The 25,100-nt window shown below is 69.1% G+C and carries 26 protein-coding genes; 14 read left to right on the top strand and 12 right to left on the bottom strand.

Annotation, left to right across the window (positions count from 1 at the left end):
- The first annotated feature begins 8 nt into the window (after window positions 1-8).
- Window positions 9-1,148 (top strand): glycoside hydrolase family 76 protein, encoded by a 1,140-nt coding sequence (locus tag OCU_RS47675; RefSeq protein WP_009957191.1) that lies wholly within the window; start codon window positions 9-11, stop codon window positions 1,146-1,148.
- Entirely contained in the window at window positions 1,145-2,494 is a 1,350-nt protein-coding gene (locus tag OCU_RS51850; protein WP_009957192.1) for a 3-oxoacid CoA-transferase, read from the top strand. The genes OCU_RS47675 and OCU_RS51850 overlap by 4 nt, the downstream gene beginning before the upstream one ends.
- 15 nt (window positions 2,495-2,509) lie before the next feature.
- Here OCU_RS51850 and OCU_RS47665 read toward each other — a convergent pair whose 3' ends face one another.
- Window positions 2,510-3,202 carry a DedA family protein gene (locus tag OCU_RS47665; protein WP_009957193.1) on the bottom strand — a complete coding sequence of 231 codons (693 nt, stop codon included), beginning with the start codon at window positions 3,200-3,202 and terminating at the stop codon, window positions 2,510-2,512.
- Window positions 3,203-3,294: 92 nt separating this feature from the next.
- Here OCU_RS47665 and fbaA point away from each other — a divergent pair, with 92 nt between their 5' ends.
- On the top strand, window positions 3,295-4,326 hold the full coding sequence (fbaA, locus tag OCU_RS47660) for a class II fructose-bisphosphate aldolase (RefSeq protein WP_009957194.1): 1,032 nt from the start codon (window positions 3,295-3,297) through the stop codon (window positions 4,324-4,326).
- A gap of 86 nt (window positions 4,327-4,412) precedes the next feature.
- Here the strand turns inward: fbaA and OCU_RS47655 are convergent, their stop codons facing one another.
- On the bottom strand, window positions 4,413-5,294 hold the full coding sequence (locus OCU_RS47655; protein ID WP_009957195.1) for an Rv0361 family membrane protein: 882 nt from the start codon (window positions 5,292-5,294) through the stop codon (window positions 4,413-4,415).
- Window positions 5,295-5,417: 123 nt separating this feature from the next.
- On the opposite strand from OCU_RS47655, the gene OCU_RS47650 reads away from it, so the two are divergent.
- Window positions 5,418-5,831 carry a DUF3151 domain-containing protein gene (locus tag OCU_RS47650; protein WP_014381301.1) on the top strand — a complete coding sequence of 138 codons (414 nt, stop codon included), beginning with the start codon at window positions 5,418-5,420 and terminating at the stop codon, window positions 5,829-5,831.
- A gap of 4 nt (window positions 5,832-5,835) precedes the next feature.
- Here OCU_RS47650 and OCU_RS47645 read toward each other — a convergent pair whose 3' ends face one another.
- The 3 genes from OCU_RS47645 to OCU_RS47635 are packed head-to-tail and all read right to left on the bottom strand — an operon-like array spanning window position 5,836 to window position 8,212.
- Entirely contained in the window at window positions 5,836-6,732 is an 897-nt protein-coding gene (locus OCU_RS47645) for a cation diffusion facilitator family transporter (protein WP_014381300.1), read from the bottom strand.
- 40 nt (window positions 6,733-6,772) lie between these two features.
- Window positions 6,773-7,555, bottom strand: coding sequence for a site-2 protease family protein (locus OCU_RS47640; RefSeq protein ID WP_009957199.1), 783 nt, complete (start codon window positions 7,553-7,555; stop codon window positions 6,773-6,775).
- Between the two features lie 9 nt (window positions 7,556-7,564).
- On the bottom strand, window positions 7,565-8,212 hold the full coding sequence (locus OCU_RS47635; protein WP_014381299.1) for a hypothetical protein: 648 nt from the start codon (window positions 8,210-8,212) through the stop codon (window positions 7,565-7,567).
- A 285-nt stretch (window positions 8,213-8,497) separates the two neighbouring features.
- Between OCU_RS47635 and OCU_RS47630 the strand changes: the two genes are divergently transcribed.
- The 6 genes from OCU_RS47630 to OCU_RS47605 all read left to right on the top strand — a co-directional run bounded on the left by OCU_RS47630 (window position 8,498) and on the right by OCU_RS47605 (window position 14,580).
- A complete protein-coding gene (locus OCU_RS47630) occupies window positions 8,498-9,412 on the top strand; it encodes a histidine phosphatase family protein (RefSeq protein WP_026071157.1) in 915 nt (304 codons plus the stop codon).
- Window positions 9,413-9,620: 208 nt separating this feature from the next.
- A complete protein-coding gene (locus OCU_RS47625; RefSeq protein ID WP_009956036.1) occupies window positions 9,621-10,919 on the top strand; it encodes an adenylosuccinate synthase in 1,299 nt (432 codons plus the stop codon).
- The gene (locus OCU_RS47620) at window positions 10,916-11,563 is read left to right on the top strand and encodes a PaaI family thioesterase (RefSeq protein ID WP_009956038.1); all 648 of its coding nucleotides are present in this window, start codon (window positions 10,916-10,918) and stop codon (window positions 11,561-11,563) included. Before OCU_RS47625 ends, OCU_RS47620 begins: the two co-directional genes overlap by 4 nt.
- 29 nt (window positions 11,564-11,592) lie before the next feature.
- On the top strand, window positions 11,593-12,789 hold the full coding sequence (purT, locus tag OCU_RS47615) for a formate-dependent phosphoribosylglycinamide formyltransferase (RefSeq protein WP_014381298.1): 1,197 nt from the start codon (window positions 11,593-11,595) through the stop codon (window positions 12,787-12,789).
- Between the two features lie 116 nt (window positions 12,790-12,905).
- A complete protein-coding gene (locus OCU_RS47610) occupies window positions 12,906-13,346 on the top strand; it encodes a rhodanese-like domain-containing protein (RefSeq protein WP_008261475.1) in 441 nt (146 codons plus the stop codon).
- Between the two features lie 7 nt (window positions 13,347-13,353).
- A complete protein-coding gene (locus OCU_RS47605) occupies window positions 13,354-14,580 on the top strand; it encodes an O-succinylhomoserine sulfhydrylase (RefSeq protein WP_009952489.1) in 1,227 nt (408 codons plus the stop codon).
- Here the strand turns inward: OCU_RS47605 and OCU_RS47600 are convergent.
- The 6 genes from OCU_RS47600 to OCU_RS47575 all read right to left on the bottom strand — a co-directional run bounded on the left by OCU_RS47600 (window position 14,577) and on the right by OCU_RS47575 (window position 21,186).
- On the bottom strand, window positions 14,577-15,971 hold the full coding sequence (locus OCU_RS47600; RefSeq protein WP_009952488.1) for an NAD(P)/FAD-dependent oxidoreductase: 1,395 nt from the start codon (window positions 15,969-15,971) through the stop codon (window positions 14,577-14,579). The two genes, OCU_RS47605 and OCU_RS47600, sit on opposite strands and share 4 nt — an antisense overlap.
- Before the next feature lie 809 nt (window positions 15,972-16,780).
- Window positions 16,781-17,407, bottom strand: coding sequence for a hypothetical protein (locus tag OCU_RS47595; protein ID WP_014381294.1), 627 nt, complete (start codon window positions 17,405-17,407; stop codon window positions 16,781-16,783).
- Between the two features lie 5 nt (window positions 17,408-17,412).
- Complete coding sequence (locus tag OCU_RS47590) at window positions 17,413-18,084, bottom strand: TetR/AcrR family transcriptional regulator (RefSeq protein WP_009952485.1); 672 nt, start codon at window positions 18,082-18,084, stop codon at window positions 17,413-17,415.
- A 9-nt stretch (window positions 18,085-18,093) separates the two neighbouring features.
- On the bottom strand, window positions 18,094-19,239 hold the full coding sequence (locus OCU_RS47585; protein WP_009952484.1) for an acyl-CoA dehydrogenase family protein: 1,146 nt from the start codon (window positions 19,237-19,239) through the stop codon (window positions 18,094-18,096).
- Complete coding sequence (locus OCU_RS47580) at window positions 19,239-20,423, bottom strand: acyl-CoA dehydrogenase (protein ID WP_009952483.1); 1,185 nt, start codon at window positions 20,421-20,423, stop codon at window positions 19,239-19,241. The genes OCU_RS47585 and OCU_RS47580 overlap by 1 nt, the downstream gene beginning before the upstream one ends.
- Window positions 20,424-20,439: 16 nt before the next feature.
- On the bottom strand, window positions 20,440-21,186 hold the full coding sequence (locus tag OCU_RS47575; protein WP_014381293.1) for an SDR family NAD(P)-dependent oxidoreductase: 747 nt from the start codon (window positions 21,184-21,186) through the stop codon (window positions 20,440-20,442).
- Window positions 21,187-21,256: 70 nt separating this feature from the next.
- Here OCU_RS47575 and OCU_RS47570 point away from each other — a divergent pair, with 70 nt between their 5' ends.
- The 3 genes from OCU_RS47570 to OCU_RS47560 are packed head-to-tail and all read left to right on the top strand — an operon-like array spanning window position 21,257 to window position 23,028.
- Complete coding sequence (locus OCU_RS47570) at window positions 21,257-21,628, top strand: DUF3054 domain-containing protein (RefSeq protein WP_008261460.1); 372 nt, start codon at window positions 21,257-21,259, stop codon at window positions 21,626-21,628.
- A gap of 7 nt (window positions 21,629-21,635) precedes the next feature.
- Window positions 21,636-22,517, top strand: coding sequence for an SAM-dependent methyltransferase (locus OCU_RS47565; protein WP_009952479.1), 882 nt, complete (start codon window positions 21,636-21,638; stop codon window positions 22,515-22,517).
- A gap of 7 nt (window positions 22,518-22,524) precedes the next feature.
- On the top strand, window positions 22,525-23,028 hold the full coding sequence (locus OCU_RS47560; RefSeq protein WP_029384028.1) for a GNAT family N-acetyltransferase: 504 nt from the start codon (window positions 22,525-22,527) through the stop codon (window positions 23,026-23,028).
- Between the two features lie 119 nt (window positions 23,029-23,147).
- Here OCU_RS47560 and OCU_RS47555 read toward each other — a convergent pair whose 3' ends face one another.
- Window positions 23,148-23,897, bottom strand: a complete 750-nt coding sequence (locus OCU_RS47555; protein WP_014381291.1) for an MBL fold metallo-hydrolase — start codon at window positions 23,895-23,897, stop codon at window positions 23,148-23,150.
- 191 nt (window positions 23,898-24,088) lie between these two features.
- On the opposite strand from OCU_RS47555, the gene fgd reads away from it, so the two are divergent.
- Window positions 24,089-25,099 carry a glucose-6-phosphate dehydrogenase (coenzyme-F420) gene (fgd, locus tag OCU_RS47550; protein ID WP_008261452.1) on the top strand — a complete coding sequence of 337 codons (1,011 nt, stop codon included), beginning with the start codon at window positions 24,089-24,091 and terminating at the stop codon, window positions 25,097-25,099.
- Window position 25,100 lies beyond the last annotated feature (1 nt).

The following is a 25,100-nucleotide window of genomic DNA, read 5'->3' as shown; positions in this document are numbered from 1 at the left end:
CGGCAGGTATGGATCAGCTATGGGCCAACCGGGCGGCCAGCTGCGAAGCCGCTGTCACACAACGGCACCTGAAGCGGCTGTGGGGTCTACCCGCCACGCAGCTCGGGGTGGTGGCCTGGCCGGCGCAGCGCAAAGACCGGCTGTTCGGGACCTGGCACTACTGGTGGCAGGCGCATCTGCTGGACTGCCTCATCGACGCCCAGCAGCGTGATCCCCAGCCCCACCGGCACACCGAGATCAACCGGCAGGTCCGTTCGCACCGGCTGCGCAACAACTTCTCGTGGATCAACAACTACTACGACGACATGGCCTGGCTGGCGCTGGCGCTCGAACGTGCCGCGCGCATCGCCGGCGTCGAGCGCCGAAAAGCGTTGCCCAAGCTGGCGAACCAATTCCTGACGGCGTGGTCGCCCGAGGACGGCGGCGGCATCCCCTGGCGCAAGCAGGACAAGTTCTTCAACGCCCCCGCCAACGGCCCCGCGGGGATCTTCCTCGCCCGGTACGGCGATCACCTGAAACGTGCCGAGCAGATGGCGAATTGGATCGAGGCGACGCTCATCGACCCCGAGACGCACCTGGTGTTCGACGGCATCAAGGCGGGTTCGCTGGTGCGCGCGCAGTACACGTACTGCCAGGGCGTGGTGCTGGGGCTCGAGACCGAGCTGGCCGCCCGCGCCGGGGTGGAGGTGAGGGCCCGGCACGCCGCGCGGGTGCATCGGCTGGTCGCGGCGGTGCGCGAGCACATGGCCCCGGCGGGCGTGCTGGTCGGCACCGGCGGCGGCGACGGCGGCCTGTTCGCCGGTGTGACCGCCCGCTACCTGGCGCTGGTGGCGACCACGCTGCCGGGGGATTCGCCGGAGGACGCGATGGCCCGCGACACCGCCCGCCAGATCGTGCTGGCCAGCGGGAAGTCGGCGTGGGACTACCGCCAGACGGTGGACGGGCTGCCGGTGTTCGGCCCGTTCTGGGATCGCGACGCCCAGGTGCCCACCGCGGACGGCAAAGAGGCGGAGTTCGTCGAGGGCGCGGTGATGGCCTCCGAGGTCGCCGAGCGGGACCTGTCGGTGCAGCTGTCGGGGTGGATGCTCATGGAGGCCGCCTGTAACGTCTCCGCCGAATCGTCGCACGAGGACAGGAGCGCCCTGTGAAGAAAGTCCACCCCGACGCGGAGTCGGCGCTGCACGGCCTGCTGAAGGACGGCATCACCATCGCCGCCGGCGGCTTCGGCCTGTGCGGCATCCCGGAGAAGCTGATCCGGGCCCTGGTGGACAGCGGCATCAAGGATCTCACCATCGTCGGAAACAACGCCGGCGTAGACGATTTCGGCATGGGCCTGCTGCTCAAGGGCAGGCAGGTGAAGAAGGTGATCGCCTCCTATGTGGGGGAGAACAAGGAGTTCGAGCGGCAGGTGCTGGCCGGCGAGCTCGACCTCGCGCTCACGCCCCAGGGCACGCTGGCGGAGAAGCTGCGGGCCGGCGGCGCCGGCATACCCGGGTTCTACACGCGCACGGCCTACGGCACCAATCTCGCCGAGGGCAAGGACACCCGGGTCTTCGACGGTACGGAATACGTTCTGGAAGAAGGCATCCGGGCGGACGTGGCGCTCGTCAAGGCGTGGAAGGGCGACACGGCGGGCAACCTCGTCTACCGCAAGACGGCGCGCAACTTCAACCCCATGATCGCCACCTGCGCGGCGGTCACGGTGGCCGAGGTCGAGGAGCTGGTCGAGGTCGGCGAGCTGGATCCGGACCTGATCCACACCCCCGGCATCTACGTGGACCGCATCATCGAGGGCACCGGCTACGAGAAGCGCATCGAGTTCCGCACCACCAGCGGCGGCGCAGCGCTGAAGAACGACAGCCCTATTCGCGAGCTCATGGCCCAGCGCGCGGCCCGCGAATTGCGCGACGGCTACTACGTGAACCTGGGCATCGGCATCCCGACGTTGGTGGCCAACTTCATTCCCGACGACATCAACGTCACGCTGCAGTCGGAGAACGGCTTGCTCGGCATCGGGGCCTACCCGAGCGAGGACAGCGTGGACCCCGATCTCATCAACGCCGGCAAGCAGACCATCACGAGCCTGCCCGGCTCCAGCTTTTTCAGCAGCGCCGACTCCTTCGCGATGATCCGCGGCGGCCACATCGACCTGTCGATCCTGGGCGCGCTCGAGGTGGCCGAGAACGGCGACCTGGCCAACTGGATGGTGCCCGGCAAGATGGTCAAAGGGCCCGGCGGCGCAATGGATCTCGTGTCGGGTGTCAAGCGGGTGATCGTCGTCATGGACCACACCGCGAAAGACGGCAGCCCGAAAATCCTCAAGCAATGCACGTTGCCGCTGACCGGCAAGGGCGTCGTCGACATGATCATCACCAACCTGTGCGTCTTCGACGTCGAGCCGGGGCAGGGGCTGGTGCTCACGGAACTGCATCCCGGGGTGACGGTCGAGGACGTCCGCGCCAAGACCGGCTGCGATTTCACCGTCGCGGTCTGAGCCGCGCGCGGGCCGCTACTCGGAGGCCGGCAGCTTCTCGGGTTCCCTGTCGGCGGTCTCCGTCACGCGGCGGCGGCCCCGATAGCCGCGCCAGGCAGCGATGAACGCCGGGATCATCGACACGAACAGGATGGCGAGGATGATCTTTTCCAGGTTGTGGTGCACGAACGGCACGTTGCCCAAGAAGTAGCCCGCGAGGGTCGCGCCGCCGCCCCAGGCGATGCCGCCGACGATGTCGAACCCCAAGAACAGCGGATAGCGCATGTAGGACACCCCGGCGATCACCGGGACGAACGTCCGCACGAACGGCGCGAACCGGGCCAGGATGATCGCCCAGGGCCCGTACTTCTCGAAGAACGCGTGTGACTCGGTCACGTAGTGCTTCTTGAAGAACCGCGAGTCTTCCTTCTTGAACAGCGCGGGCCCGATCCGCCGCCCGATGAAATATCCGGTCTGATCGCCCAGGACCGCGACCGTGGCGACGCACGGCGCCAGCACCCAGATGCTGACCGGTGGGTGCGGATGCGCGGCCAGCAGACCGCCGGTGAACAGCAGCGACTCGCCGGGCAGCAACGGAAACAGCAGCCCGGTCTCGATGAAGACGATGACCAGGATCCCGGGCAGCACCGCCGACCCGAAGACGCCGTCGGCGCCCAACCAATACATCGGGTCGAGGATGGCGGGCAGGGCCGTCACGGCGGTACTCATGATCCATCAACATACCGGCCCGCGGTGAGCCGCCCGCCGACCTGGACGATACTGGGTGGACCCGGCCGCAGAAGGGGCAGAAGGGAGTTGCCATGCCCATCGCCACGCCCGAGGTCTACGCCGAGATGCTGCGCCGCGCCAAGGAGCACTCGTACGCCTTCCCCGCGATCAACTGCACCTCGTCGGAGACGGTGAACGCCGCCCTCAAGGGCTTCGCCGATGCCGGCAGCGACGGAATCATCCAATTCTCCACCGGCGGAGCCGAATTCGCGTCCGGCCTCGGAATCAAGGACATGGTCGCCGGGGCGGTGGCGCTGGCCGAGTTCACCCGATCCATCGCGGCCAGGTACCCGATCAACGTCGCGCTCCACACCGACCATTGCCCCCAGGACAAGCTCGACACCTACGTCCGCCCGCTGCTGTCGATCTCGGCCGAGCGGGTCAGCAGGGGCGGCGAGCCGTTGTTCGGATCACACATGTGGGACGGGTCGGCGGTGCCGATCGACGAGAACCTGGCGATCGCCCGGGAACTGCTCACCGAGGCGTCGGCCGCCAAGATCATCCTCGAGATCGAGATCGGCGTGGTGGGCGGGGAAGAGGACGGCGTCGCCAACGAGATCAACGACAAGCTCTACACCACGCCGGAGGACTTCGAGAAGACCATCGACGCGCTGGGCCACGGCGAGCACGGCAAGTATCTGCTGGCCGCCACGTTCGGCAACGTGCACGGCGTGTACAAGCCCGGCAACGTCAAGCTGCGCCCCGACATCCTGGCCCATGGCCAGAAGGTGGCGGCGGCCAAGCTCGGGTTGCCCGACGACACGAAACCGTTCGACTTCGTCTTTCACGGCGGCTCCGGATCCGAGAAGTCGGAGATCGAGGAGGCCCTGCGTTACGGCGTGGTGAAGATGAACGTCGACACCGACACGCAGTACGCGTTCACCCGCCCGATCGCCGGCCACATGTTCACCAACTACGACGGCGTGCTGAAGGTCGACGGCGACGTCGGGGCCAAGAAGGTCTACGACCCCCGCAGCTACCTCAAGAAGGCCGAGGCGTCGATGTCCGAGCGGGTGGTCCAGGCGTGCACGGACCTGCACTGCGCCGGAACGTCGATCGCCTGACCCCGTCGAGCGTCGACTTCTGCGGCTGAATCCGCCCCATTTCGCGCAACAACTCCACGTTCGGCGGGCAGGGGCGGGCTAGCGGGTCAGCCGCTGGCGGACTGGCAGATCTTCCACTGGTCGTCGCGGTACTGCAGGTCCAGGCTGCGGGTGGAGCGCACCTGCGGGTCGTAGGCCATGAACGTGGTGACGTTGGCCTCGGCGTGCTGGCCGTTGACGACGACCTGGTCGATGCTGGCGATCACCGGATACTGCTTGGCCGCCGAGACCCGCCGGTACGTTTCGTCCCAGGAACGTTCGTCGTAATCGGCGTAGCCGTCGCGGGTGGTGCCGCAGGTGATGGTGCGCAGCGTGGTCAGGTCGCCCCGCTGAATCGCGACGTCGAAGTTGCCGATGGTGTGCCGGACCTGGTCTTCCTGCGAGACGCCGGTGTGTTTGCCCCGGGTAAGCAGCACCGTGCCCAGGATCGCGATCGCCGCCAGCGCCAGCACGATCACGACGATCGCCAGTATCCACCCCCAGTTGAATTGCCTGGACGTGCGCAGCTTCCCGCCGAGCCGGGGTGGGATCGATTGCGGGACAGCGGCTTTGGGCGGGGCCCCGAACTGCGCGGTCCCGTCCTGTCCCGGCGTGGCGAAGACCTCGGTGGCGGGCTCCGGGGTGGTGGAGATGATCGTGGTCTCTTTCGCGTCAAACCCCGGGGCGGTGAAGCGACGCTCGCGCTGCGGTGCCTCCGGCACTTCCTGGGGACCGCTGCGCGGATCGGGTTTGTTGATCACCACGGTCTCGGTCTCGGCGTCGTTGGGGACCATGGGCACGCTCTCGGTGGCGTCGTCACCGGTCTCGAAGCCGGCTTCGGGGCCGGATTCGGCCCCCCACTCGTCGCTCGGATCGTTGCGAGACTCGCGTGGATCGAACCCGGGCCGGTTCGGCGGGCCGCCGCGGTCGGGCTCGGATGGGTTGGGCATGAGTACTACTGTCCTCCCGCTGTCGAGTGGGGTAGTTGCAGAGCTTAGCGACCGAGACCCCGGCCCGGGGCGATGGCCGAGGTGCGTCCTGCGGGCAAAACGGGCGAGCTGCAGAATAGAGCCATGACGCCGATGAAGGATCTGCTAGGGCCCGACCCGATCCTGCTGCCCGGGGACCCCGACACCGAGGCGGAACTGCTGGCCGGCGAGAAGCCGGGCATCGTCGCCGCCGCGCATCCGACGGCGTCGCTGGCCTGGGCGGCGCTGGCCGAGCAGGCGCTGGCCGACGACCAGGCCATTACCGCGTACGCGTACGCCCGCACCGGCTATCACCGCGGCCTGGACCAGCTGCGCCGGAACGGCTGGAAGGGTTTTGGCCCCGTCCCGTATTCGCACGAGCCCAACCGCGGCTTCCTGCGCTGTGTGGCCGCGCTGGCGCGCGCCGCCGACACGATCGGCGAAACCGACGAGTACGCACGGTGCCTGGACCTGCTCGACGACTGCGACCCCGAGGCGCGCAAAGCGCTTGGGCTGTAACGCCTTAAAAGCTTTCCGAGCAATCGGTGTCGTCGGGGCAGTCGATCTGAACGGTGGCGTGTTCCAGCCCGCGGGCCGATAGCACCGCCCGCGCGTCATGCAGGACCCGGGCGGGGTCCCCGGTGCTGGTCAGGTGCGCCGTGCACATGTCTTTGCCCGGCGACAGCGTCCACACGTGCAGGTCGTGCACCCCGGTCACGCCGTCGACGGCGCCGAGGGCGCTGCGCAGCTCCTCGACGTCGATGTGGGTCGGTGACGATTCGGAAAGGATCCGCAGCGCGTCGCGTGCGAGCGCGATCGCCCGGGGCAGCACCCAGAGCGCGACGAGCACGGCAACCACCACGTCGGCGTAGGGCCAGTGCGTCGTCACGGTGACCACGCCTGCGATCAGCACGCCCAGGCTGCCGACGGTGTCGGCGACGACCTCCATGTAGGCGCCCTTGACGGCCAGGCTCCCCGACGAGTGGGACCGCAGCAGCAGCGCGACGGCGAAGTTGGCGGCCAGCCCGGCCAGCGCGACGACGATCATCGGCACGCCCGGGACGGCGGGCGCCTCGCTGAGCCGCCGGACGGCCTCGTAGAGGATGAACGCCGCCACCCCGATCAGCAGGCCCGCGTTCGCGACGGCGGTGAATACCTCGGCGCGATGCCAGCCATACGTGCGGGCCGGCGACGAGCTGCCGCGGCGGGCCAGCGTGACGGCGGCGAGCCCCATGAACACGGCGACGACGTCGGTCAGCATGTGGCCGGCGTCGGCCAGGAGCGCGATCGAGTTGATCAGCAGTGAGGTGGCCAGTTCCACGACGAAGAACGCCGCCAGGATCGCCGCGGCGGTGACCATGCGCGGGATCAGCCGAGCGTCGTCCGTCTCGGCCGGGGTGTGGTTGTGGCCGGCGCCCATGTCCGGAAATATATGCGTGACGACGCATATATGGCAAGGGTCAGAACCAGCGGCTCCAGAAGCGGGTCAGCCCGTTGCCCCAGCTCACCAGCACGTCCGGCACGCCGGACAGGTCGAACAGCGACAACACGATCCCGAAGAACCAGTGGTTGAGCACGGGCGCCAGGAGCAGGAACAGCAGGATGACGAAGCCCCACTGCTTGGCCGGGGCCAGCGCGCGCTGCGTCTCGGGGTTCAGGTGCGGTTCCAGGGCGTCGTAGCCGTCCAGCCCGGGGATGGGCAGCAGGTTCAGCACGACGGCGGTGAGCTGAAGGAATCCCAGGAACGCCACCGCGGCCCACAGCACCACGTGCGTCGGGTCGAAGAACAACCGGATCAGCGCCAGCAACAGCGCCGCCAGCACCAGGTTGGCCGCCGGCCCGGCCAGGCTGACCAGCGTGCGACGGGCCGGCGTCATGAACCACGTCCGCACGTAGACCGCCGCCCCGGGCAGGCCGATCCCGCCCAGCGCGACGATCACCAACGGCAGCACGAGCGACAGCGCCGGATGGGCGTAGCGGCGGGGATCCAGCGTCAGGTACCCGCGCACGGCCGCGTCGTGGTCGCCGAACCGCCAGGCGGTGACCGCGTGCCCGAACTCGTGCAGGCACAGCGACACCAGCCAGCCGGCGATCACGAAGATGAACACCCCGACATAGGCGAGCGGCCGCGCGCTGTAGCCGGCCTGCCAGGCCAGTCCACCACCGACCGCCGTCAACCCGAGCAGGGCCAAAAAGATCGGGCTGGGCCGGACCGATTCGCGTTGGGGCGAGGGGAAGCTCACCGCACGAAACTATCGGACCAGCAGCCAGCCCTCGATGTTGCGGTAGAACGCCGAGCGGCGGCCGGGCCGGGGGGCGGGGACGCCGTCGCGCAGCACGACGACGCCCGTGCTGCCGAGCTGGGCCGCGCGGCCGGTGACCCACCGGCGCCAGCGCCCCTGGAGCGAGGCCCGCAGGCCGGGCATGGCCAGCGTCGGCTCGACGAGCACACCGGCGGCGTCGCCGTCGAACAACGTGGTGTCGTCGACGACCGCCTCGCCGTGGATCACCCGCTCGCCGTCCGGCGGCACCCAGGCGGCGCGCCCGACGACCACCGAGCCGGTCTCGTCGCGGATCAGCGTCACCCGTTGCGCGGAACCGCGGACGGCCCGGCGCGCCGCCCGGCGCCCAGCGGGCAGGCGATAGATCCGGGTCGCCCGGGTGCGCCGCCGCGGCACGTAGGCCACCTCGACGTCGAGCCGCTCCGCGCGCAGCAGCCGGGTCAGCACCGCCGCCAGGTCGGCGTCGGCGCCCACCACGACCAGGCGCGGGAAGGGGCCTATCGCGGCGTCGAGGTCGGGTTCGCCGGCGATGCGGTGGGCGCGCAACCCCCGCAACGGGCCGTAGGTCCGCCCGTGCGTGAACAGCAGGACCGCGGCGACCGGATCGTCTTGTGTCACAAGCTATCCAATCAAGCTGTTCCAATCTGTTTGACTTCCAACGACTCTGGCTCGATCAATGGGCCATAACGACACAGTCACAACATGGTGTCGGACTGCGAAAGTTGTTGCGGCGCCGCCTGGAAACACCCGGATACTTTACTCCTGCCACAGGGCCTACGTTGTGCGGAATCCCGCCAACGAGTGGCTGAGAGAACGGAGAACGACCATTCGCCGCCTCACCCCCATTTTCTCCGCCGTGCGGCCCGCGCCGCTCGGGTACGGCGCCGGCCCCGCCCGCCTCCGTTGCTGACGACGCACCTCGGTCGCCTTGGCGCCGTGCTGCTTTCGGCCGTCCTGCTGTGCCTCGCATCGGCGCGGGCGTCGGCCGACGAGTCGATCGTGATCGATTTGGTGCGCCACGGGCAGTCGGTGGCCAACGCCGCGAGGGTGATCGATACGGCGGTGCCCGGGGCCGCGCTCACCGCGCTTGGCCAACAACAGGCGCAGGACGTCGCCAATGTGCTCGCGGCGAAGGGCCCGGTCGCCGCGATCTTCGCGTCGCAGTTGATCAGGACGCAGCAGACCGCGGCGCCGTTGGCGGCGGCGCTGGGGATGAATGTGCAGGTGCTGCCCGGGCTCAACGAGATCGACGCGGGCATCTTCAACGGGATGCCGCAGTTCAGCCTGGCGGGGCTGGCGTACCTGCTGGCACCGGTCGCGTGGTTGCTCGGGCTGCGCGTCGTGCCGATGCTCGCGCCGGGCTCGGCCGACCCCAACGGGTACGAGTTCCACAGGCGTTTCAGCGGCGCGCTCCAGACGATGTCCGGCAACGCGGCGACGACCGCGAGCGGCTTCAACGACATGCTCGCAAGGATGTACGGCAGCGCGTTGGCCAACCCGGTCCGCGCGTCCGACGGCAGGATCAGAGAGGTCGCGTTCTCCAGCGAATTCGACATCGGCATCGGGACGATGACGACCGTCAGAAACCCCGAACAGTTGCTCCTGCTTTTCGACCCGCTGCCCAACACCGGCATCGTCGAGATCCAGGGCAATCCCCACGATGGCTGGACGCTGGTCAGCTGGAACGGGAAACCGGCGTGGCCCGGTTGGGCGGCCAAGCGATACGACCGTGACGCCAACGGCCTGTGCCTGATGCTGGACGCGCCGTCGCGCAACGGCGTGTGCGCGGCGAAGCCGCCGGTGGCGGCAAGCCCCTGAGCACCATGCGAGGCCCGACGTCTAGGATCGCCACGTGAGCGCGGCAAGCAAAGACGCGTGCAGCTACGCGCACGGTCACGACGCGGCCAACCGAGGCGCCGTCACCCGACGGCAGTGCGAGCCATCGGGCGATGTCGAAAACCGTTGCAGCGGTGCAAGATCTGGCGTTCTGCCAGCAGAACCACAGTAGGCAGGCGGGAGCAAACTCATGCCGGCAATCGTCCTGATCGGCGCCCAGTGGGGCGACGAGGGCAAAGGTAAGGCCACCGACCTGCTGGGTGGGCGGGTGCAGTGGGTGGTGCGCTACCAGGGTGGCAACAACGCCGGGCACACGGTCGTCTTGCCGACGGGGGAGAACTTCGCCCTGCACCTGATCCCGTCGGGCGTGCTCACGCCCGGCGTCACCAACGTCATCGGCAACGGTGTGGTGATCGACCCCGGCGTGCTGCTCGACGAGCTCAAAGGCCTCGAAGACCGCGGTGTCGACACCTCGAGGCTGCTGATCTCCGCCGACGCGCACCTGCTGTTGCCCTACCACGTGGCCATCGACAAGGTCACCGAGCGCTACATGGGCAACAAGAAGATCGGCACCACCGGCCGCGGCATCGGGCCCTGCTACCAGGACAAGATCGCCCGGATCGGAATCCGCGTCGCCGACGTGCTCGACCGGGAGGTGTTGACCCACAAGGTCGAGGCCGCGCTAGAGCTGAAGAACCAGATATTGGTCAAGATCTACAACCGCAAGGCGCTCGACCCGCACCAGGTGGTCGAGGCCCTGCTCGAGCAGGCGCAGGGTTTCGCGCACCGCATCGCCGATACCCGGCTGTTGCTCAACACCGCGCTGGAGTCCGGCGAAACCGTGTTGCTGGAGGGTTCGCAGGGCACCCTGCTCGACGTCGACCACGGCACGTATCCCTATGTGACGTCGTCGAATCCGACGGCGGGCGGGGCGGCGGTGGGTTCGGGGATCGGGCCGACGCGGATCACCGCGGTGCTGGGCATCCTCAAGGCCTACACCACCCGCGTGGGCTCCGGCCCGTTCCCCACCGAGTTGTTCGACGAGAACGGCGAATACCTGTCCAAGACCGGGGGCGAATTCGGCGTCACCACCGGGCGGCGCCGGCGATGCGGCTGGTTCGACGCCGTCATCGCCCGCTACGCCACCCGGGTCAACGGCATCACCGACTACTTCCTGACCAAGCTCGACGTGCTGTCCAGCCTGGAAACCGTTCCCGTGTGCGTCGGCTACCAGATCGACGGGGCACGCATCCACGAGATGCCGATGACCCAAAGCGATTTGCACCGCGCCGAGCCGATCTACGAGGAGCTGCCCGGCTGGTGGGAGGACATCTCGCACGCCCGCGAGTTCGACGACCTGCCCGCCAAGGCCCGTGACTACGTGCTTCGGCTCGAAGAGCTTGCGGGAGCACATGTTTCGTGCATCGGTGTGGGACCCGGGCGCGAACAGACCATCGTGCGCCGCGACGTCCTGGCGGCCCGCGCGTGACGGACCCGGAACCGAACCCGATCGACCTCGATCCCGAATACGAACACCACGGCGGCTTCCCGGAGTACGGGCCCGCCAGCCCCGGCCCCGGCTTCGCCCGGTTCGTCGCCTCGATGCGCCGGCTGCAGGACCTCGCCGTGTCGGCCGACCCGGGTGACGACGTCTGGGACGACGCCGCCGACCGGGTCGCGGCGCTGACCGAGCTGCTGGGGCCGTTTCAGGCCGAGGCCGAGGGCCAGGCGCCCGCGGGCCGCACCCCCGACCTGCCGGGCATGGGCAGCCTGCTGCTGCCGCCGTGGGTGCTGACGCGGTACGACCCCGAGGGCGTCGAAATGACCGGCCACTTCAGCCGCTTCCACGTCGGCGGCAACCACGCGGTGCACGGCGGCGTGCTGCCGCTGCTGTTCGACCACATGTTCGGCATGATCTCCCACGCCGCCAACCGGCCCATCAGCCGCACGGCCTTCCTGCACGTCGACTACCGCAAGGTGACCCCGATCGACGTGCCGCTGCTGGTGCGGGGCCGGGTCACCGGCACCGAGGGCCGCAAGGCGTTCGTCTCCGCCGAATTGGTCGACGAGGAGCAGACCGTGCTGGCCGAGGGCAACGGCCTGATGGTGCGGCTGCTTCCCGGCCAGCCCTAGCACTCGCCGAACCGACCTATCCTTGAGCCGTGACTGACGGCGTGACGGACGGACGCGACGACGAGACGACGGCGCTCGTCGTGCCCCCACCGGCCCCCACCGACGCGCGCCCGACGGTGCTGCTGCTGGGTTCCGGCGAGATCAGCCGGGAGCTGGCGATCGCCCTGGGACGCCTCGGGGCCCGGGTGATCGCCGCCGACCGGCACCCCCACGCGCCGGCGCACGGGGTCGCCGACCAGGCGCTGGTGCTCGACATGACCGACGCCGACGAGCTGGCGCAGGCGGTCGGGCGGCTGCAACCCACCCTCGTCGTCACCATCACCGACGCGGTCGCCACCGGGGCCCTCGACGCCCTCGACGGCGAGCTGGTGCCCAGCGCCCGCGCCATGCGGCTCACCGCCGACCGCGAAGGGCTGCGCCGGCTGGCCGCCGACGAGCTGGGGCTGCCCACCGCGCCGTTCTGGTTCGTCGGATCGCTGGGCGAACTCGAGGCGGTCGGCGCGCACGCCGGGTACCCGCTGCTGGTCAAGCCGGTGGCCGGGCCGACCGGGCAGCGGCAGTCGGTGGTGGCGCGCCGCGAGGACATCGAACCCGCCTGGCGCCGCGCGGTGGGCGACCAGTCCTCCGCCCGGGTGCTGGCCGAAACCGTGGTCGAGGTCGAGTTCTACGTGACCCTGCTGGCGGTGCGCAGCGAGGGCCCGTCGGGGCCGGCCATCGAATTCTGCTCACCCATCGGGCACCGCGGGTCCGACGGGCAGGTGCTGGAATCCTGGCAGCCCCAGAAGATGAGCGCGGCCGCGACGGACGCCGCGAGGTCGATCGCCGCGCGGATCGTCAAGGCGCTGGGCGGGCGCGGCGTGTTCGGGGTCGAATTGATGGTCAACGGCGACGAGGTGTACTTCGCCGACGTCACGTCGCGCCCGGCCGACAGCGCCTGGGTGACCCTGCGCAGCCAGCGACTTTCGGCGTTCGAGCTGCAGGCCCGCACCATCCTGGGCCTGCCGGTGGACACCATGATGGTGTCGCCGGCCGCCGCCCGGGTGGCGGGCCCGGCCGATCCCCATGACCCCGCCGCGTTGATCGGCGCGCTGAGCGTGCCGGAGAGCGACCTGCGCGTCTCCGGGAGCGGGTTCCGGGCGTTGGCGACCGCGCCGGAGGTGACGGCGGCCCGCGAGCGCGCCGGCCAGGCCGCCGAACGGCTGGCCGCCCCGGCGCCCCGCGGCTGAGCCCCGAGATGCGCGCGGCGCCGGTCTCGATACGATCGCAGGTCAGGTAGCGCCGCGCGGGGGGCAATCTCGCCGGGGTGGCTGACGATGCGTACGAAGGACGAGGGAATACGAGCATGAGCACAGAGCGCGGACACTCCTACGCGGGCGACATCTCGCCCCTGGAGGCATGGAAACTGCTCAGCGACAATCCGAACGCCGTGCTGGTCGACGTGCGCACCGACGCCGAATGGCGATTCGTCGGGGTGCCCGATCTGTCCAGCCTCGGCCGCGAGGTGCTGTTCCTAGAGTGGAATTCCTCCGACGGCAGGCCCAACGCGAACTTCGCCGACCAGCTGCGCGAGCAGGTGGCGCCGGCCGAAACCGACGCGGATCGCCCGGTGCTGTTTTTGTGTCGCTCCGGAAACCGCTCCATCGGCGCCGCCGAGGTGGCGACCCAGCTGGGCATCACGCCGGCCTACAACATCCTGGACGGCTTCGAGGGCCAGCTGGACGCCAACGGTCATCGCGGCGAGTCGGGCTGGCGGGCGATCGGATTGCCTTGGAAGCAAGGTTGATCCGGGCATGACGCCCGCCGATCACGACTCGGTTCGCACTCCCGCACCGTTGCCCGAAGGCGTCAGCCAGGCGACCATCGGCGTGCGCGGTGGGCTGCTGCGCTCGGGGTTCGACGAGACCGCCGAGGCGCTGTACCTGACGTCGGGCTACGTCTACGAAACCGCGGCGGTCGCCGAGCAGTCGTTCACCGGCGAGGTCGACCGCTTCGTCTACTCGCGGTACGGCAACCCGACCGTGACGATGTTCGAGGAGCGGCTGCGCCTGCTCGAAGGGGCACCGGCGGCGTTTGCCACCGCGAGCGGCATGGCGGCGGTGTTCACGTCACTGGGCGCGCTGCTGGGCGCGGGGGACCGGTTGGTCGCGTCGCGCAGCCTGTTCGGCTCGTGTTTCGTGGTGTGCAACGAGATCCTGCCGCGCTGGGGTGTCGAAACCGTCTTCGTCGACGGCGACGACCTGTCCCAGTGGGAACAGGCGTTGTCGGTGCCCACCACGGCGGTGTTCTTCGAAACGCCGTCGAATCCGATGCAGTCGCTGGTGGACATCGCCGCGGTGACCGAGCTGGCCCACGCCGCGGGCGCAAAGGTGGTGCTGGACAACGTTTTCGCCACACCGCTGCTGCAGCAGGGCGTTCCGCTCGGCGTCGACGTGGTGGTGTACTCGGGCACCAAGCACATCGACGGCCAGGGCCGGGTGCTGGGCGGGGCCATCCTCGGCGACAAGGAGTACATCGACGGCCCGGTGCAGAAACTGATGCGGCACACCGGCCCGGCGATGAGCGCGTTCAACGCCTGGGTGTTGCTGAAAGGTCTTGAGACGATGGCCATCCGGGTCGAGCACAGCAATTCCTCGGCGTACCGGATCGCCGAATTCCTCGAGACCCATCCGGCGGTGAGCTGGGTGCGCTACCCCTATCTGTCCTCACACCCGCAATACGACCTGGCCAAGCGCCAGATGTCGGGCGGCGGAACGGTGATCACCTTCGCGCTCGACTGCCCGGACAGCAGGGCCAAACAGCGGGCTTTCGAGGTGCTGGACAAGTTGACGCTGATCGACATCTCCAACAACCTCGGCGACGCCAAATCCCTTGTCACACATCCCGCGACCACCACTCACCGGGCGATGGGCCCGGAGGGCCGCGCGGCGATCGGGCTCGGCGACGGCGTGGTCCGCATCTCCGTCGGCCTCGAAGGCACCGACGACCTGATCGCCGACATCGATCGGGCTCTGAGCTAGCCGGCCGCCTTCTGCTCGGCCGTCTCGGCGCGCTCGGCGGCCGCGAGCGTGCCTTCGGCGGCCTGCTGCTCCACCCAGTTCACCAGCGGCCGGGCGTAGATCATCTGGCTGGTGATGGCCATCTGGCCGCGGGTGCGGCCCAGGAACGAGATCCCCCAGGCGAACATGGCGGCCAGTCGATTCCGGTGGCCGATGAGGTAGTACAGGTGCAGCACCAGCCACGCCAGCCAGGCGAAGAACCCGGCGAATTCCACCTTGCCGACCTGCGCGACGGCACTGTAGCGGGAGATGAGCGCCATGCTGCCCTTGTTCACGTACCGGAAGGGCTTGCGGTCGGCGGGATTGTCCTCACCCTTGAGCGCGTGCTTGATGACGGTGGCGGCGTATTTCGCGCCCTGGATCGCGCCCTGCGCCATCCCGGGCACGCCGGGCACCGACATCAGGTCGCCGACGACGAACACGTACGGGTGCCCCTTGACGGTGAGGTCGGGTTCGACGATCACCCTTCCGGCACGGTCGGTTTCGGTTCCGTCGGACTGTTCGGCGAGCATCGCGCCCAGCGAGCTGGCCTGCACCCCGGCCGCCCACACCTTGCACGCGCATTCGATGCGGCGCTCGCCGCCGTCCTTCTCCTTGATCGTGATGCCCATGTAGTCGACCGCGGTCACCATCGCGTTGAGCTGGACCTCGACGTCCATCTTTTCCAGCCGCCGCTGGGCCTTGAGGCCCAGCTTGGTGCCCATCGGCGGCAACACCGCGGGCGCCGCGTCGAGCAGGATGACGCGGCATTCGCTGGGGGTGATCGTCCGGAACGCGCCGGCCAGGGTGCGCTCGGCCAGCTGGACGATCTCGCCGGCCAGCTCGACGCCGGTGGGCCCGGCGCCGACCACCACGAAGGTCAGGCGGCGTTTGCGCTCGGCCGGGTCGGTGGCGACCTCGGCGGCCTCGAAGGCGCCGAGGATGCGGCCGCGCAGCTCGAGGGCGTCGTCGATGCTCTTCATCCCGGGCGCGAAGGCGGCGTACTCGTCGTGGCCGAAGTAGGACTGCTGTGCGCCGGCGGCCACGATCAGGCTGTCGTAGGGCGTCACCGTCTCCATGCCCATCAGGTGCGATGTGACCGTCTTGGCGGTGAGGTCGATGGCGGAGACTTCGCCCCACAGCACCCGGACGTTGCGCTGCCGGCGCAGGATCAGTCTGGTGGTCGGCGCGATGTCGCCTTCGGACAGGATGCCTGTGGCCACCTGATACAGCAGCGGCTGGAAGAGGTGCGTTGTCGTCTTCGAGATCACGGTGACCTCGACTTCGGTGCCCTTGGGGGCGCGTTTGAGCGCCTTTGCCGCGGTCAACCCGCCGAAACCGCTTCCGATGATGACCACACGATGGCGCGACATGCCTCCACCGTACGACGCCGCACCCACGAAAGGCGAGGCCGACGTGCGCGCGGATGCGCGGCGCGTCGGAGCCACCGGGCCAACAGCAGAAGTCGAAGAGGCCGAAAATGCGTGCGGCCAAGCCGATCTCGACGCCTCTACGGACGCCATAACCCGAAATAGCGTGTGTGGTAACGGATCCCGGCCGGGGCCGCGGCGCGCATCAGGGCATGCTGTGGCCCCGGCCGATCACCTTGTGCTCTTCGCTACGCGAAGCGTGATGTGAGTGAACGGGCCCCAATTGAGCTCGGGGTCCGTTCGGTTACCGCTATCCGGTGCAGGTCAAACCGGGTCCACAGTCGATAACGAGCGGAATCGTGCATGCCGAGGTCATTGGCGCTGCGAAAGCCAGCACCACGGCGACGACGATTTTGCTAGTACGACGTGACATTAGAACCCCCTACGTCTGGGAGACGACATTCTAAGGCCCGATGTCGGCGAGCTTACGTTGTCAATCGCTCGCAGATAAGCGATTTCGCGAATATTTCCGACGAATTCGTCAAACGGATGACCGACGAACCCAGCTCGGATCCATCCGCCTGGCCGCGAACGGAATTCAGCAAAATCCGGTGGCCCGGTGAATGGGAATTATCCTGCGCGGGGCCTATGTCGCGGCTATATTGGATCGCTATTTACCCGCCGCTCGCCGGCGTGGCTGCGCAAATTGGATATGAATTCAAATAGGTCCCGAGCTCGCGCCGCCCGACGCGCGGCGAAACCGTCGGGATGGCAATTTGTTTCAGCGACGGGTGGGAGGGCATCGCGGCCGCTCAGAACGGCCACGCGCTGGCGTCGCTCTTGTACTTGGCGTTGAGGTCGCTGCAGAAGTCGGCGGCGGTGCCGGCGAGCAGGATGTAATAGGTCTCGCCGCGGCGGCTGTCGTAGGACGTCGGCGTGGTCCAGCCGTTGTTGCACATGGCGGTTTCGCCGCCCGCGGCGGTCCTTCGCCAATTGGTCTTCACGCAGCCCACCAGGCCGTCGAGGCTCGGCGTCGCGCTCTTGGCCGCAACCAGCATCGCTCCGCCCCACTGCCCGTCGCTGCGCCGATAGGCGCGCGCCCCGAATCCCGAATTGTCGGTCTGGCACGCCAACGCCCGGCGCAGCAGCGAGAAGGGCCCCGCGAGTTGCGGGTTAGCGGCTCCCGCCGCGGACGTGATGAACTGCGCCGCGTCCGAGCCGTCGACCTCCTGCACGACGTTAGGATTGCCAAAGCTGAAGAGCTGCTGGGCGATTCCCTGCGCCGCCGCGGAGCCCGCGCCGATGATCGGCCCGCTGCCGCTGGACGCCATCGGGGGCAGCGCCGCGGCCGGATCGGCGCCCGCCGCGGGCACGCCGGCGGCGGCTCCCAGGGCCAACAAGGCGATCGTGCCGCGGACGCGGCGTGCGGTGACTCCCATGCCCCTCATTCCAGCACGTGCGCGTAGTCGACGCGGCGGTCGTCGGCGATCAATCCGCCCAGCACGTGGCCGATCTGCAACGCGATGTATTCGTCGAGGGTGTAGGTCGGCCCGAAGTGCCAGTGCTTGAGCGCCCAGCCATGGGCGAGCAGCATGATGTCGAACACGGTGAGGTCGACGTCGACCCCGCGGAAGACGCCCTGGGCGACGCCGGCCTCGATCACCGCGCGCAGCGGTGCGGCCGTGGCGATTTCGAGGTCCTTGATCTGGGTGCGGCCGGGCGCCCCGAGGGTTCGGCTCTCCCGGTAGGTCAGGACCACGCCGTCGAGGTTCTCGTCGACGATCTGGATGTAGCGTCGGACCCCCACGGTCAGCTGGTCCACGACGTCGTCGCCGGCGGCGGCGATGACCGGCGCCAGCTGATCGCGGAACGCGTCGAGGATGCGCACGATCGTGGCGAGCAGCAGGTCTTCCTTGCCGCCGAAGTATTTGTAGAGCAGGCCGACGCTGACCTCAGCCTCGGTGGCCAGGTCCTGCATGGACATCTGGTGAAACCCGGTCCTGCCCATGACTTTGACCGCGGCATCGAGCACCTGGCGGCGCCGCGAGCTGACGCGGGCGGCGCGCACCGCCTCCTCGGCGGGAAGGGCGCTGTAGTCGGCGACGTCGGTGGCCATCGGCTGTCCCTACAGGCCCAGGTCCTTGGCGATGATCGTCTTCATGATCTCGTTGGTGCCGCCGTAGATGGTTTGGATGCGGGCGTCGACGAACGCGCGCGCCACGCTGTACTCGCGCATGTAGCCGTACCCGCCGTGCAACTGCAGGCAGCGGTCGGCGGTGCGCACCTGCAGGTCGGTGGTCCACCATTTCAGCCGGGCGGCCCGGGCGGCCGTCAGCTCGCCCTCGAGGTGCTCGGCGAGGCAGTCGTCGAGATACGTTCGCGCGACGTCGATTTCGGTGGCCAACTCGGCGAGCACGAATTGGCTGTGCTGGAAGCTGGCGATCGGTGATCCAAAGGCCGTGCGATCGCGGACGTAGTCGAGGGTTGCGGCCAGGATCGTTTCCGCGGCGGCCACCGCCCCGACACCGAGCGCGAGCCGCTCCTGGGGCAGGTTCTTCATCAACTGATAGAAGCCGCGGCCCTCTGATTCGAGCAGGTTGTCCTTCGGCACCCGCATATCGGTGAAGGTGAGCTCGCTGGTGTCCTGGGCGTGCAGGCCGATCTTCTCCAGGTTGCGGCCGCGGGAAAAGCCCGGGGTGTCGGCGTCGACCACCAGAAGCGACAGTCCCTGATGGCGATCCGGCGAGGTGCGCACGGCGATGACGAACAGGTCCCCGACCTGACCGTTGGAGATGAACGTCTTGGCGCCGTTGACGACGTAGTCGTCGCCGTCTCGCACCGCGGTCGTGCGGATCCCGGCCAGATCGCTGCCGGTGCCGGGCTCGGTCATCCCGATGCCGAGCACGGTCTCGCCGGTGACCACGCCGGGCAGCCAGCGCTGTTGTTGCTCCGGGGTCGTCAAGTCGGTGAGATAGGGCAGCACCACGTCGTTTTGCAGCGTGAAGGCGATGGCCTCCGCGGCCGCCCCGGCCCGCTGCAACTCGTCGATCACGATCGCGTTGTAGCGGAAGTCGTCCACCCCCGGGCCGCCGAGATGCTCGGGCACCGAAAAGCCCAGCAGCCCAAGCTTGCCCGCCTCGATGAACAGCGAGCGGTCCCACTGGCCGTCGCGTTCCCAGCTCTCGTGGTTGGGCGCGACCGTCTGTCGCACGAAATCCCGTACCAGTTCCCGGAACTGGTGATGCTCGTGCGTGTAGGTCAACCGGCTCATCAGCGGAAGGCGTCGCTGCCGGTGAACGCCTGGCCGAGGACCAGCTGATGCATCTCCGGTGTGCCCTCGTAGGTCAGCACCGATTCCAGGTTGACCATGTGCCGGATCACGGGATACTCCAGCGATATCCCGTTGCCGCCCAGTATCGTTCGGGCGGTCCGGCAGATCTCGATCGCCTCCCGGGTGTTGTTCAGCTTGCCGAAGCTCACCTGCTCGGGACGCAGGCCCACGCTGTCCTTGAGGCGGCCGAGGTGCAGCGACAGCAGCTGGCCCTTGTGCAGTTCGACGGCCATGTCGACGAGTTTGGCCTGGGTCAACTGGAATCCGGCGATCGGGCGGCCGAACTGGGTGCGCTGCGTGGCGTAGTCGAGGGCCGCCTGCCAGGCCGAGCGCGCGGCTCCCATGGAGCCCCAGATGATTCCGTACCGGGCCTCGGACAGGCACGACAGCGGCCCGCGCAGCCCCTTGGCCTCGGGCAGCATCGCCTCGGCGGGCAGCCGCACGTCGTCGAGCACCAGCTCGCTGGTGATCGAGGCCCGCAACGACAGCTTGTGGTGAATGGTGTTGGCGCTGAAGCCCGCCGTCTTGGTGGGCACGATGAAACCGCGGACCCCGTTGTCGGTGTTGGCCCACACGACCGCGACGTCGGCCACCGAGCCGTTGGTGATCCACAACTTGCGGCCGGTGAGCACCCAGTCCGAACCATCCCGTCGCGCACGGGTTTTCATCGCGGCGGGGTCGGATCCGACGTCGGGCTCGGTCAGCCCGAAGCAGCCGAGCAGCTCGCCGGTGGCCATGCCCGGCAACCATTCCTGCTTCTGCTCCTCGGACCCGAAATTCCAAATCGCGAACATCGCCAGCGAGCCCTGCACCGAGACCATCGACCGAATGCCGGAGTCGGCGGCCTCGAGCTCGACGCAGGCCAGCCCGTAGTGCACGGCGGAGGCCCCGCCGCAGCCGTACCCGTCCAGGTGCATGCCCAGCAGCCCCAGCTGGCCGAACCCCTTGGCGAGTTCGCGGACCGGGAGGTCGCCGATCTCGAACCACTCCGCGACGTGGGGCAGGACGTGCTCGGCGCAGAATTCCCGGACGGTCTCGCGCACGGCGCGTTCGTCGTCGGACAGGGAGGCGTCCAGGCCGAGCGGGTCGTAGCGGTCGAAGGCGGGCGGCGTCTTGGTGCTCATAGGAGTCAGCCTGCCACTAGCCGGCCATCGTCAGGCCGCCGCTGACGCTGATCACCTGTCCGGTGATGAACGAGGCGGCTTCCGACGCGAAGAACAACACCGGCGCGGCGACCTCGTCGGGCCGGGCCAGGCGGCGGAACGGGATCGCCTTGACCAGCGCCTCCTTCAGCTTCTCGGGCTGCGCGTGAAACAGCGGCGTGTCGGTCGGTCCGGGGCACACGCAGTTCACCGTGATCTGGTGACGCGCCATCTCGCGGGCCAGCGACTTGGTCAGGGCGATCACCCCGCCCTTGGCGCCGGCGTAGATGCTCTCGCCCGCGCTGCCCACCCGGCCGGCGTCACTGGCCAGGTTGACCACGCGCCCGCCGCCGTGCGTCTCGATCATCCCCGGCAGGAACGCCGAGCAGACATGCACCGGCCCCAGGTAGTTGATCGCGACCACCTTCTGCGCGAATTCCGCCGTGGCATTGAGGAATTGGTCAGTGCGGTCCCATCCGGCGGCGTTGACGACGATGTTGGGCACCCCGAGGTCGGCGTTGATGCGATCCCGCAGCGCGTTGACTTGATCCGGGTCGGCCACGTCCACCGGCAGCGCGGTGATCTTGTCGGGGTGTTCCCCGGCGGTGGCCGAGGCCGCCGCCTCGTCGAGGTCCGCGGCCACCACGCGGTCGCCGCGGGCGGCGAATCCGAGCGCGATCGCCCTGCCGATGCCGGAACCGGCGCCGGTCACCACCGCGAGGCCATCAGGTGAATGGGTATTCATCGCTGACGAATCTAGGTTCACCGCGGCCGCCGGGTCAAGGATCGAGGCTCTGCCCCGGTAGTCTCGCTGCATGCTTAGGCTCCGGTGGCTGGGCTGGCTGGCCGTGGACGTCGTCGGCGTGCTGGTGTTCTGCGCCCTGGGGCGCCGCAGTCACGACGAAGGGCTCAACCTCACCGGCATCGCCACGACGGCGTGGCCGTTTCTCACCGGCACCGCGGTCGGTTGGCTGGCCGCACGCGGCTGGCGGCGGCCCACCGCGGTGGCGCCCACCGGGGTCGTCGTCTGGTTGTCCACCGTCGTCGTCGGCATGGTGCTGCGCAAGGCGACGTCTGCGGGCGTGGCCGCCAGTTTCGTCGTGGTGGCGACGGCGGTCACCGCGTTGTTGTTGCTGGGCTGGCGAGTGGCCGTGGGGCTTACCCTGCGGCGCCGCTCCGACGTCTGAGCGCGCGATGGCACCGACGGCCGATGTGGAGGTGACCGCGACGTTCGGGGCCGCCGCGCGGGCCGTGGCCACCGACAAGGGCCTGCTGAACGACCCGTTCGCCGAGCCGTTGTTGTGCGCGGTCGGGATCGACTACCTCACCCGGGCGATCAAGGACCACGCGTTCGCGGCCGACGACGGCGACGACGCGGCGATGACGGCGCTGATGGACGCGCTGGCGGCGCACACCCGCTTCGTCGACGAATTTTTGGCCGACGCGGGCCGGGCGGGCATTCGCCAGGTGGTGATCCTGGCGTCGGGCCTGGACAGCCGGGCCTACCGGCTGTGGTGGCCGCGGGGGACGACGGTCTACGAGATCGATCGGCCGCAGGTGCTCGACTTCAAGTCCGACGTGCTTCGGGGGCTGGACGCCACTTTGGCCACCAACCGATGCGCGGTCGGCATCGACCTGCGCGACGATTGGCCGGCGGCGTTGCGGCGGGTGGGTTTTGACGCCGCCCAGCCCACGGTGTGGGTCGCCGAGCAGTTGCTCGTCGGGTATCTGCCGCCCCAGGAGCAGAGCCGGTTGCTGCGCGGCGTCACCGCGGCGAGCGCCCTCGGCAGCCGGTTGGCCGCCGATCACATGCCCACCTGGAATCCGTTGCAGCTGGGGGCCGAACGCGCCTTCGTCGACGGCTGGCGGCGGCGCGGGCTCGACGTCGATCTGGCCAGCCTGACCTATCCGGGCGAATACCACTATGTCCCTGAGTATTTGGCGGACCACGGCTGGGAAACGCGCGGGCGTGACATCGCCGACTTGCTGCGCACCATGGGGCTGGGCAAGCGGCGGCGCACCGGGCGCGGCGACGCGGAGTTCATCCCGGAATATGTCACCGCGACACGCGTTTGAGTTTTCGATGATGCCGGAATCCATTCCGCCAGATGGCCGGTTGCGGTTCGTCTCGGCGACCCACGACGATCCGCTGGCCCAACCGCTGTTGGCCGAGTTGGCCGTCGAGTATGCGGAGCGCTACGGCGGCACGCCGAGCACGCATCTGTCCTGGCTGCCCGTGCCGGAGGCCGAGCTGGCGCCGCCGGACGGCGGGTTGTTGATCGGCGTCCTGCGCGGCGTGCCGGTGACCGGCGGCGCGTTTCGCCGCTACGACGCCCACACCGCCGAACTCAAGCGGATCTGGACCGACGCCGCCCATCGGCGCCGCGGCTATGCGCGGGCGTTGCTGGCCGCGCTGGAGGCCGAGACCCTGGCGCGCGGGTACCGGCGGCTCTACTTGATCACCGGCAATCGGCAGCCCGAGGCCGAGGCGCTCTACGACGCGACGGGCTATGCCCGGGTGGCGCCGGACCCGCTGCCGTCCTGGGGGCCGTTCATCCCGATCGCCTTCGAGAAGTGGCTGGCATAGCCGGCGCCGACGCCCAGACCGGGGCGATCGAGTTGACAACCGTCACAACGGATCTCAGGGCAATCAGGATCTTCACGGGGCCGGTGTGGTTTCCGTGGCGATGATCTGGCCCGAGGCCATCAACCGCCGGCCAGCGAGATGGCCCGGGCCGTCGCCTCGCGGATCGGGCCGCGCCACACGGCGCCGTGCCCCGGCAGCAACACCTCGGTGTCGAGCAGGGCCAACGCGTCCAGGCTGCGCAGCGAATTCTGCTGGCTTCGGCTGAACACCTCCGGCAGCAGCTGCGGCCCGTCGTGCTTGAGCAGGGGGTGGCCGGTGATCAGGGCGTCGCCGCTGACCAGGACCCCGTCGACCACGTACGAGCAGTGCCCGCTGGTGTGCCCCGGGGTGAAAACGGCCATCGGATGCCCGGGCAGGCCGGCGGCCACGTCAGCGGTCAGCGGTCGCGTCGACGGGATGCCGTCGCGGATCAGGCCGCCGCTGCGCACCACGTGCAACCCCCACGCCGCCCAGCGCGGCCGCCAAATGCGAACGGCGACATCGAAAACCGAGGCCTGCTCCAGGTATTCGCGCTTGGCGTGCCCCACCTCGTCGGCGTGGCAATACACGTCGGTGCCGTATTCGTTGGCGAACCAGATCGCCGAGCCCAGGTGGTCGATGTGGGCGTGGGTGAGCAGGATGGCACGCACGTCTCCGGCGTCGAAGCCCAGCTCGCGCAGCGACGCCAGCACGTCGGGGCGGTCCCCCGGATACCCAGCGTCGATCAGCATCACGCCGGTGTCGTCGGCAACGATCGTCCAGTTGACGGCGTCGCCCCGGGCGAGGTGCACCGTGTCGGTGACTTGAACAAGAGTTGGCGCCGGTCCCATGCCCGCGAGTGTAGGTCTGACGCGCGGCGTAGCCGGGCGCGGCGGGTCGCGACCGTCAGCACAGGAGCGATCGCAAGCGCGGCGTAGCCGGGCGCGGCGGGTCGCGACCATCAGCACAGGAGCGATCGCAAGCGCGGCGTTTCGCCGGGCGCGGCGGGTCGCGACCATCAGCACAGGAGTAGAAAGAACTCGTGGCTGAACTGAAACTCGGATACAAAGCGTCCGCCGAACAATTTGCACCGCGCGAGCTCGTCGAGCTTGCCGTCGCCGCCGAAGGTCACGGCATGGACAGCGCAACGGTCAGTGACCATTTCCAGCCGTGGCGGCACGAGGGCGGGCACGCGCCGTTCTCGCTGGCCTGGATGACCGCGGTCGGCGAACGCACGAAGCGGATCACGCTGGGCACCTCCGTGCTCACCCCGACCTTCCGCTACAACCCCGCCGTCATCGCGCAGGCCTTCGCCACCATGGCCTGCCTGTACCCGGACCGCATCTTCCTCGGGGTCGGCACCGGCGAGGCGCTGAACGAGATCGCCACGGGATACGAGGGCGACTGGCCAGAGTTCAAGGAGCGGTTCGCCAGGCTGCGCGAGTCGGTGCGGTTGATGCGCGAGCTGTGGCGCGGCGACCGCGTCGACTTCGACGGCGAGTACTACCGGCTCAAGGGCGCCTCGATCTACGACGTGCCCGAGGGCGGGGTCCCGATCTACGTCGCGGCCGGGGGCCCCGCGGTCGCCAAGTACGCGGGGCGCGCCGGCGACGGCTTCATCTGCACCTCCGGCAAGGGCGAGGAGCTCTACAAGGACAAGCTGATCCCCGCCGTCAAGGAGGGCGCCGCGATCAACGACCGCAACGTCGACGACATCGACAAGATGATCGAGATCAAGATCTCCTATGACCCCGATCCCAAACTGGCGCTGGAGAACACCCGGTTCTGGGCGCCCCTGTCGCTGACCGCCGAACAGAAGCACAGCATCGACGACCCGATCGAGATGGAGAAGGCCGCCGACGCGCTGCCGATCGAGCAGGTCGCCAAGCGCTGGATCGTGGCATCCGATCCCGACGAGGCGGTCGAAAAGGTCGGCCAGTACGTGAAGTGGGGCCTCAACCACCTGGTGTTCCACGCGCCCGGTCACGACCAGCGCCGGTTCCTGGACCTCTTCGAGAAGGACCTGGCGCCGCGGCTGCGGCGGCTGGCCTGAG

The sequence above is a fragment of the Mycobacterium intracellulare ATCC 13950 genome (genome assembly GCF_000277125.1).
GTDB classification, from domain to species: Bacteria; Actinomycetota; Actinomycetes; order Mycobacteriales; family Mycobacteriaceae; genus Mycobacterium; species Mycobacterium intracellulare.
This window is presented reverse-complemented; position numbering and strand designations above follow the sequence as displayed.

What these genes read in the sequence shown, in the direction of transcription:
- OCU_RS47675 (WP_009957191.1), top strand. Translation starts at nt 9, where the DNA reads ATGGATCAGCTATGGGCCAACCGGGCGGCCAGCTGCGAAGCCGCTGTC.
- OCU_RS47665 (WP_009957193.1), bottom strand. Translation starts at nt 3,202, where the DNA reads ATGAGTACCGCCGTGACGGCCCTGCCCGCCATCCTCGACCCGATGTAT.
- fbaA (WP_009957194.1), top strand. Translation starts at nt 3,295, where the DNA reads ATGCCCATCGCCACGCCCGAGGTCTACGCCGAGATGCTGCGCCGCGCC.
- OCU_RS47655 (WP_009957195.1), bottom strand. Translation starts at nt 5,294, where the DNA reads ATGCCCAACCCATCCGAGCCCGACCGCGGCGGCCCGCCGAACCGGCCC.
- OCU_RS47650 (WP_014381301.1), top strand. Translation starts at nt 5,418, where the DNA reads ATGACGCCGATGAAGGATCTGCTAGGGCCCGACCCGATCCTGCTGCCC.
- OCU_RS47645 (WP_014381300.1), bottom strand. Translation starts at nt 6,732, where the DNA reads ATGGGCGCCGGCCACAACCACACCCCGGCCGAGACGGACGACGCTCGG.
- OCU_RS47625 (WP_009956036.1), top strand. Translation starts at nt 9,621, where the DNA reads ATGCCGGCAATCGTCCTGATCGGCGCCCAGTGGGGCGACGAGGGCAAA.
- OCU_RS47610 (WP_008261475.1), top strand. Translation starts at nt 12,906, where the DNA reads ATGAGCACAGAGCGCGGACACTCCTACGCGGGCGACATCTCGCCCCTG.
- OCU_RS47605 (WP_009952489.1), top strand. Translation starts at nt 13,354, where the DNA reads ATGACGCCCGCCGATCACGACTCGGTTCGCACTCCCGCACCGTTGCCC.
- OCU_RS47600 (WP_009952488.1), bottom strand. Translation starts at nt 15,971, where the DNA reads ATGTCGCGCCATCGTGTGGTCATCATCGGAAGCGGTTTCGGCGGGTTG.
- OCU_RS47595 (WP_014381294.1), bottom strand. Translation starts at nt 17,407, where the DNA reads ATGGGAGTCACCGCACGCCGCGTCCGCGGCACGATCGCCTTGTTGGCC.
- OCU_RS47590 (WP_009952485.1), bottom strand. Translation starts at nt 18,084, where the DNA reads ATGGCCACCGACGTCGCCGACTACAGCGCCCTTCCCGCCGAGGAGGCG.
- OCU_RS47585 (WP_009952484.1), bottom strand. Translation starts at nt 19,239, where the DNA reads ATGAGCCGGTTGACCTACACGCACGAGCATCACCAGTTCCGGGAACTG.
- OCU_RS47580 (WP_009952483.1), bottom strand. Translation starts at nt 20,423, where the DNA reads ATGAGCACCAAGACGCCGCCCGCCTTCGACCGCTACGACCCGCTCGGC.
- OCU_RS47575 (WP_014381293.1), bottom strand. Translation starts at nt 21,186, where the DNA reads ATGAATACCCATTCACCTGATGGCCTCGCGGTGGTGACCGGCGCCGGT.
- OCU_RS47570 (WP_008261460.1), top strand. Translation starts at nt 21,257, where the DNA reads ATGCTTAGGCTCCGGTGGCTGGGCTGGCTGGCCGTGGACGTCGTCGGC.
- OCU_RS47565 (WP_009952479.1), top strand. Translation starts at nt 21,636, where the DNA reads ATGGCACCGACGGCCGATGTGGAGGTGACCGCGACGTTCGGGGCCGCC.
- OCU_RS47560 (WP_029384028.1), top strand. Translation starts at nt 22,525, where the DNA reads ATGATGCCGGAATCCATTCCGCCAGATGGCCGGTTGCGGTTCGTCTCG.
- OCU_RS47555 (WP_014381291.1), bottom strand. Translation starts at nt 23,897, where the DNA reads ATGGGACCGGCGCCAACTCTTGTTCAAGTCACCGACACGGTGCACCTC.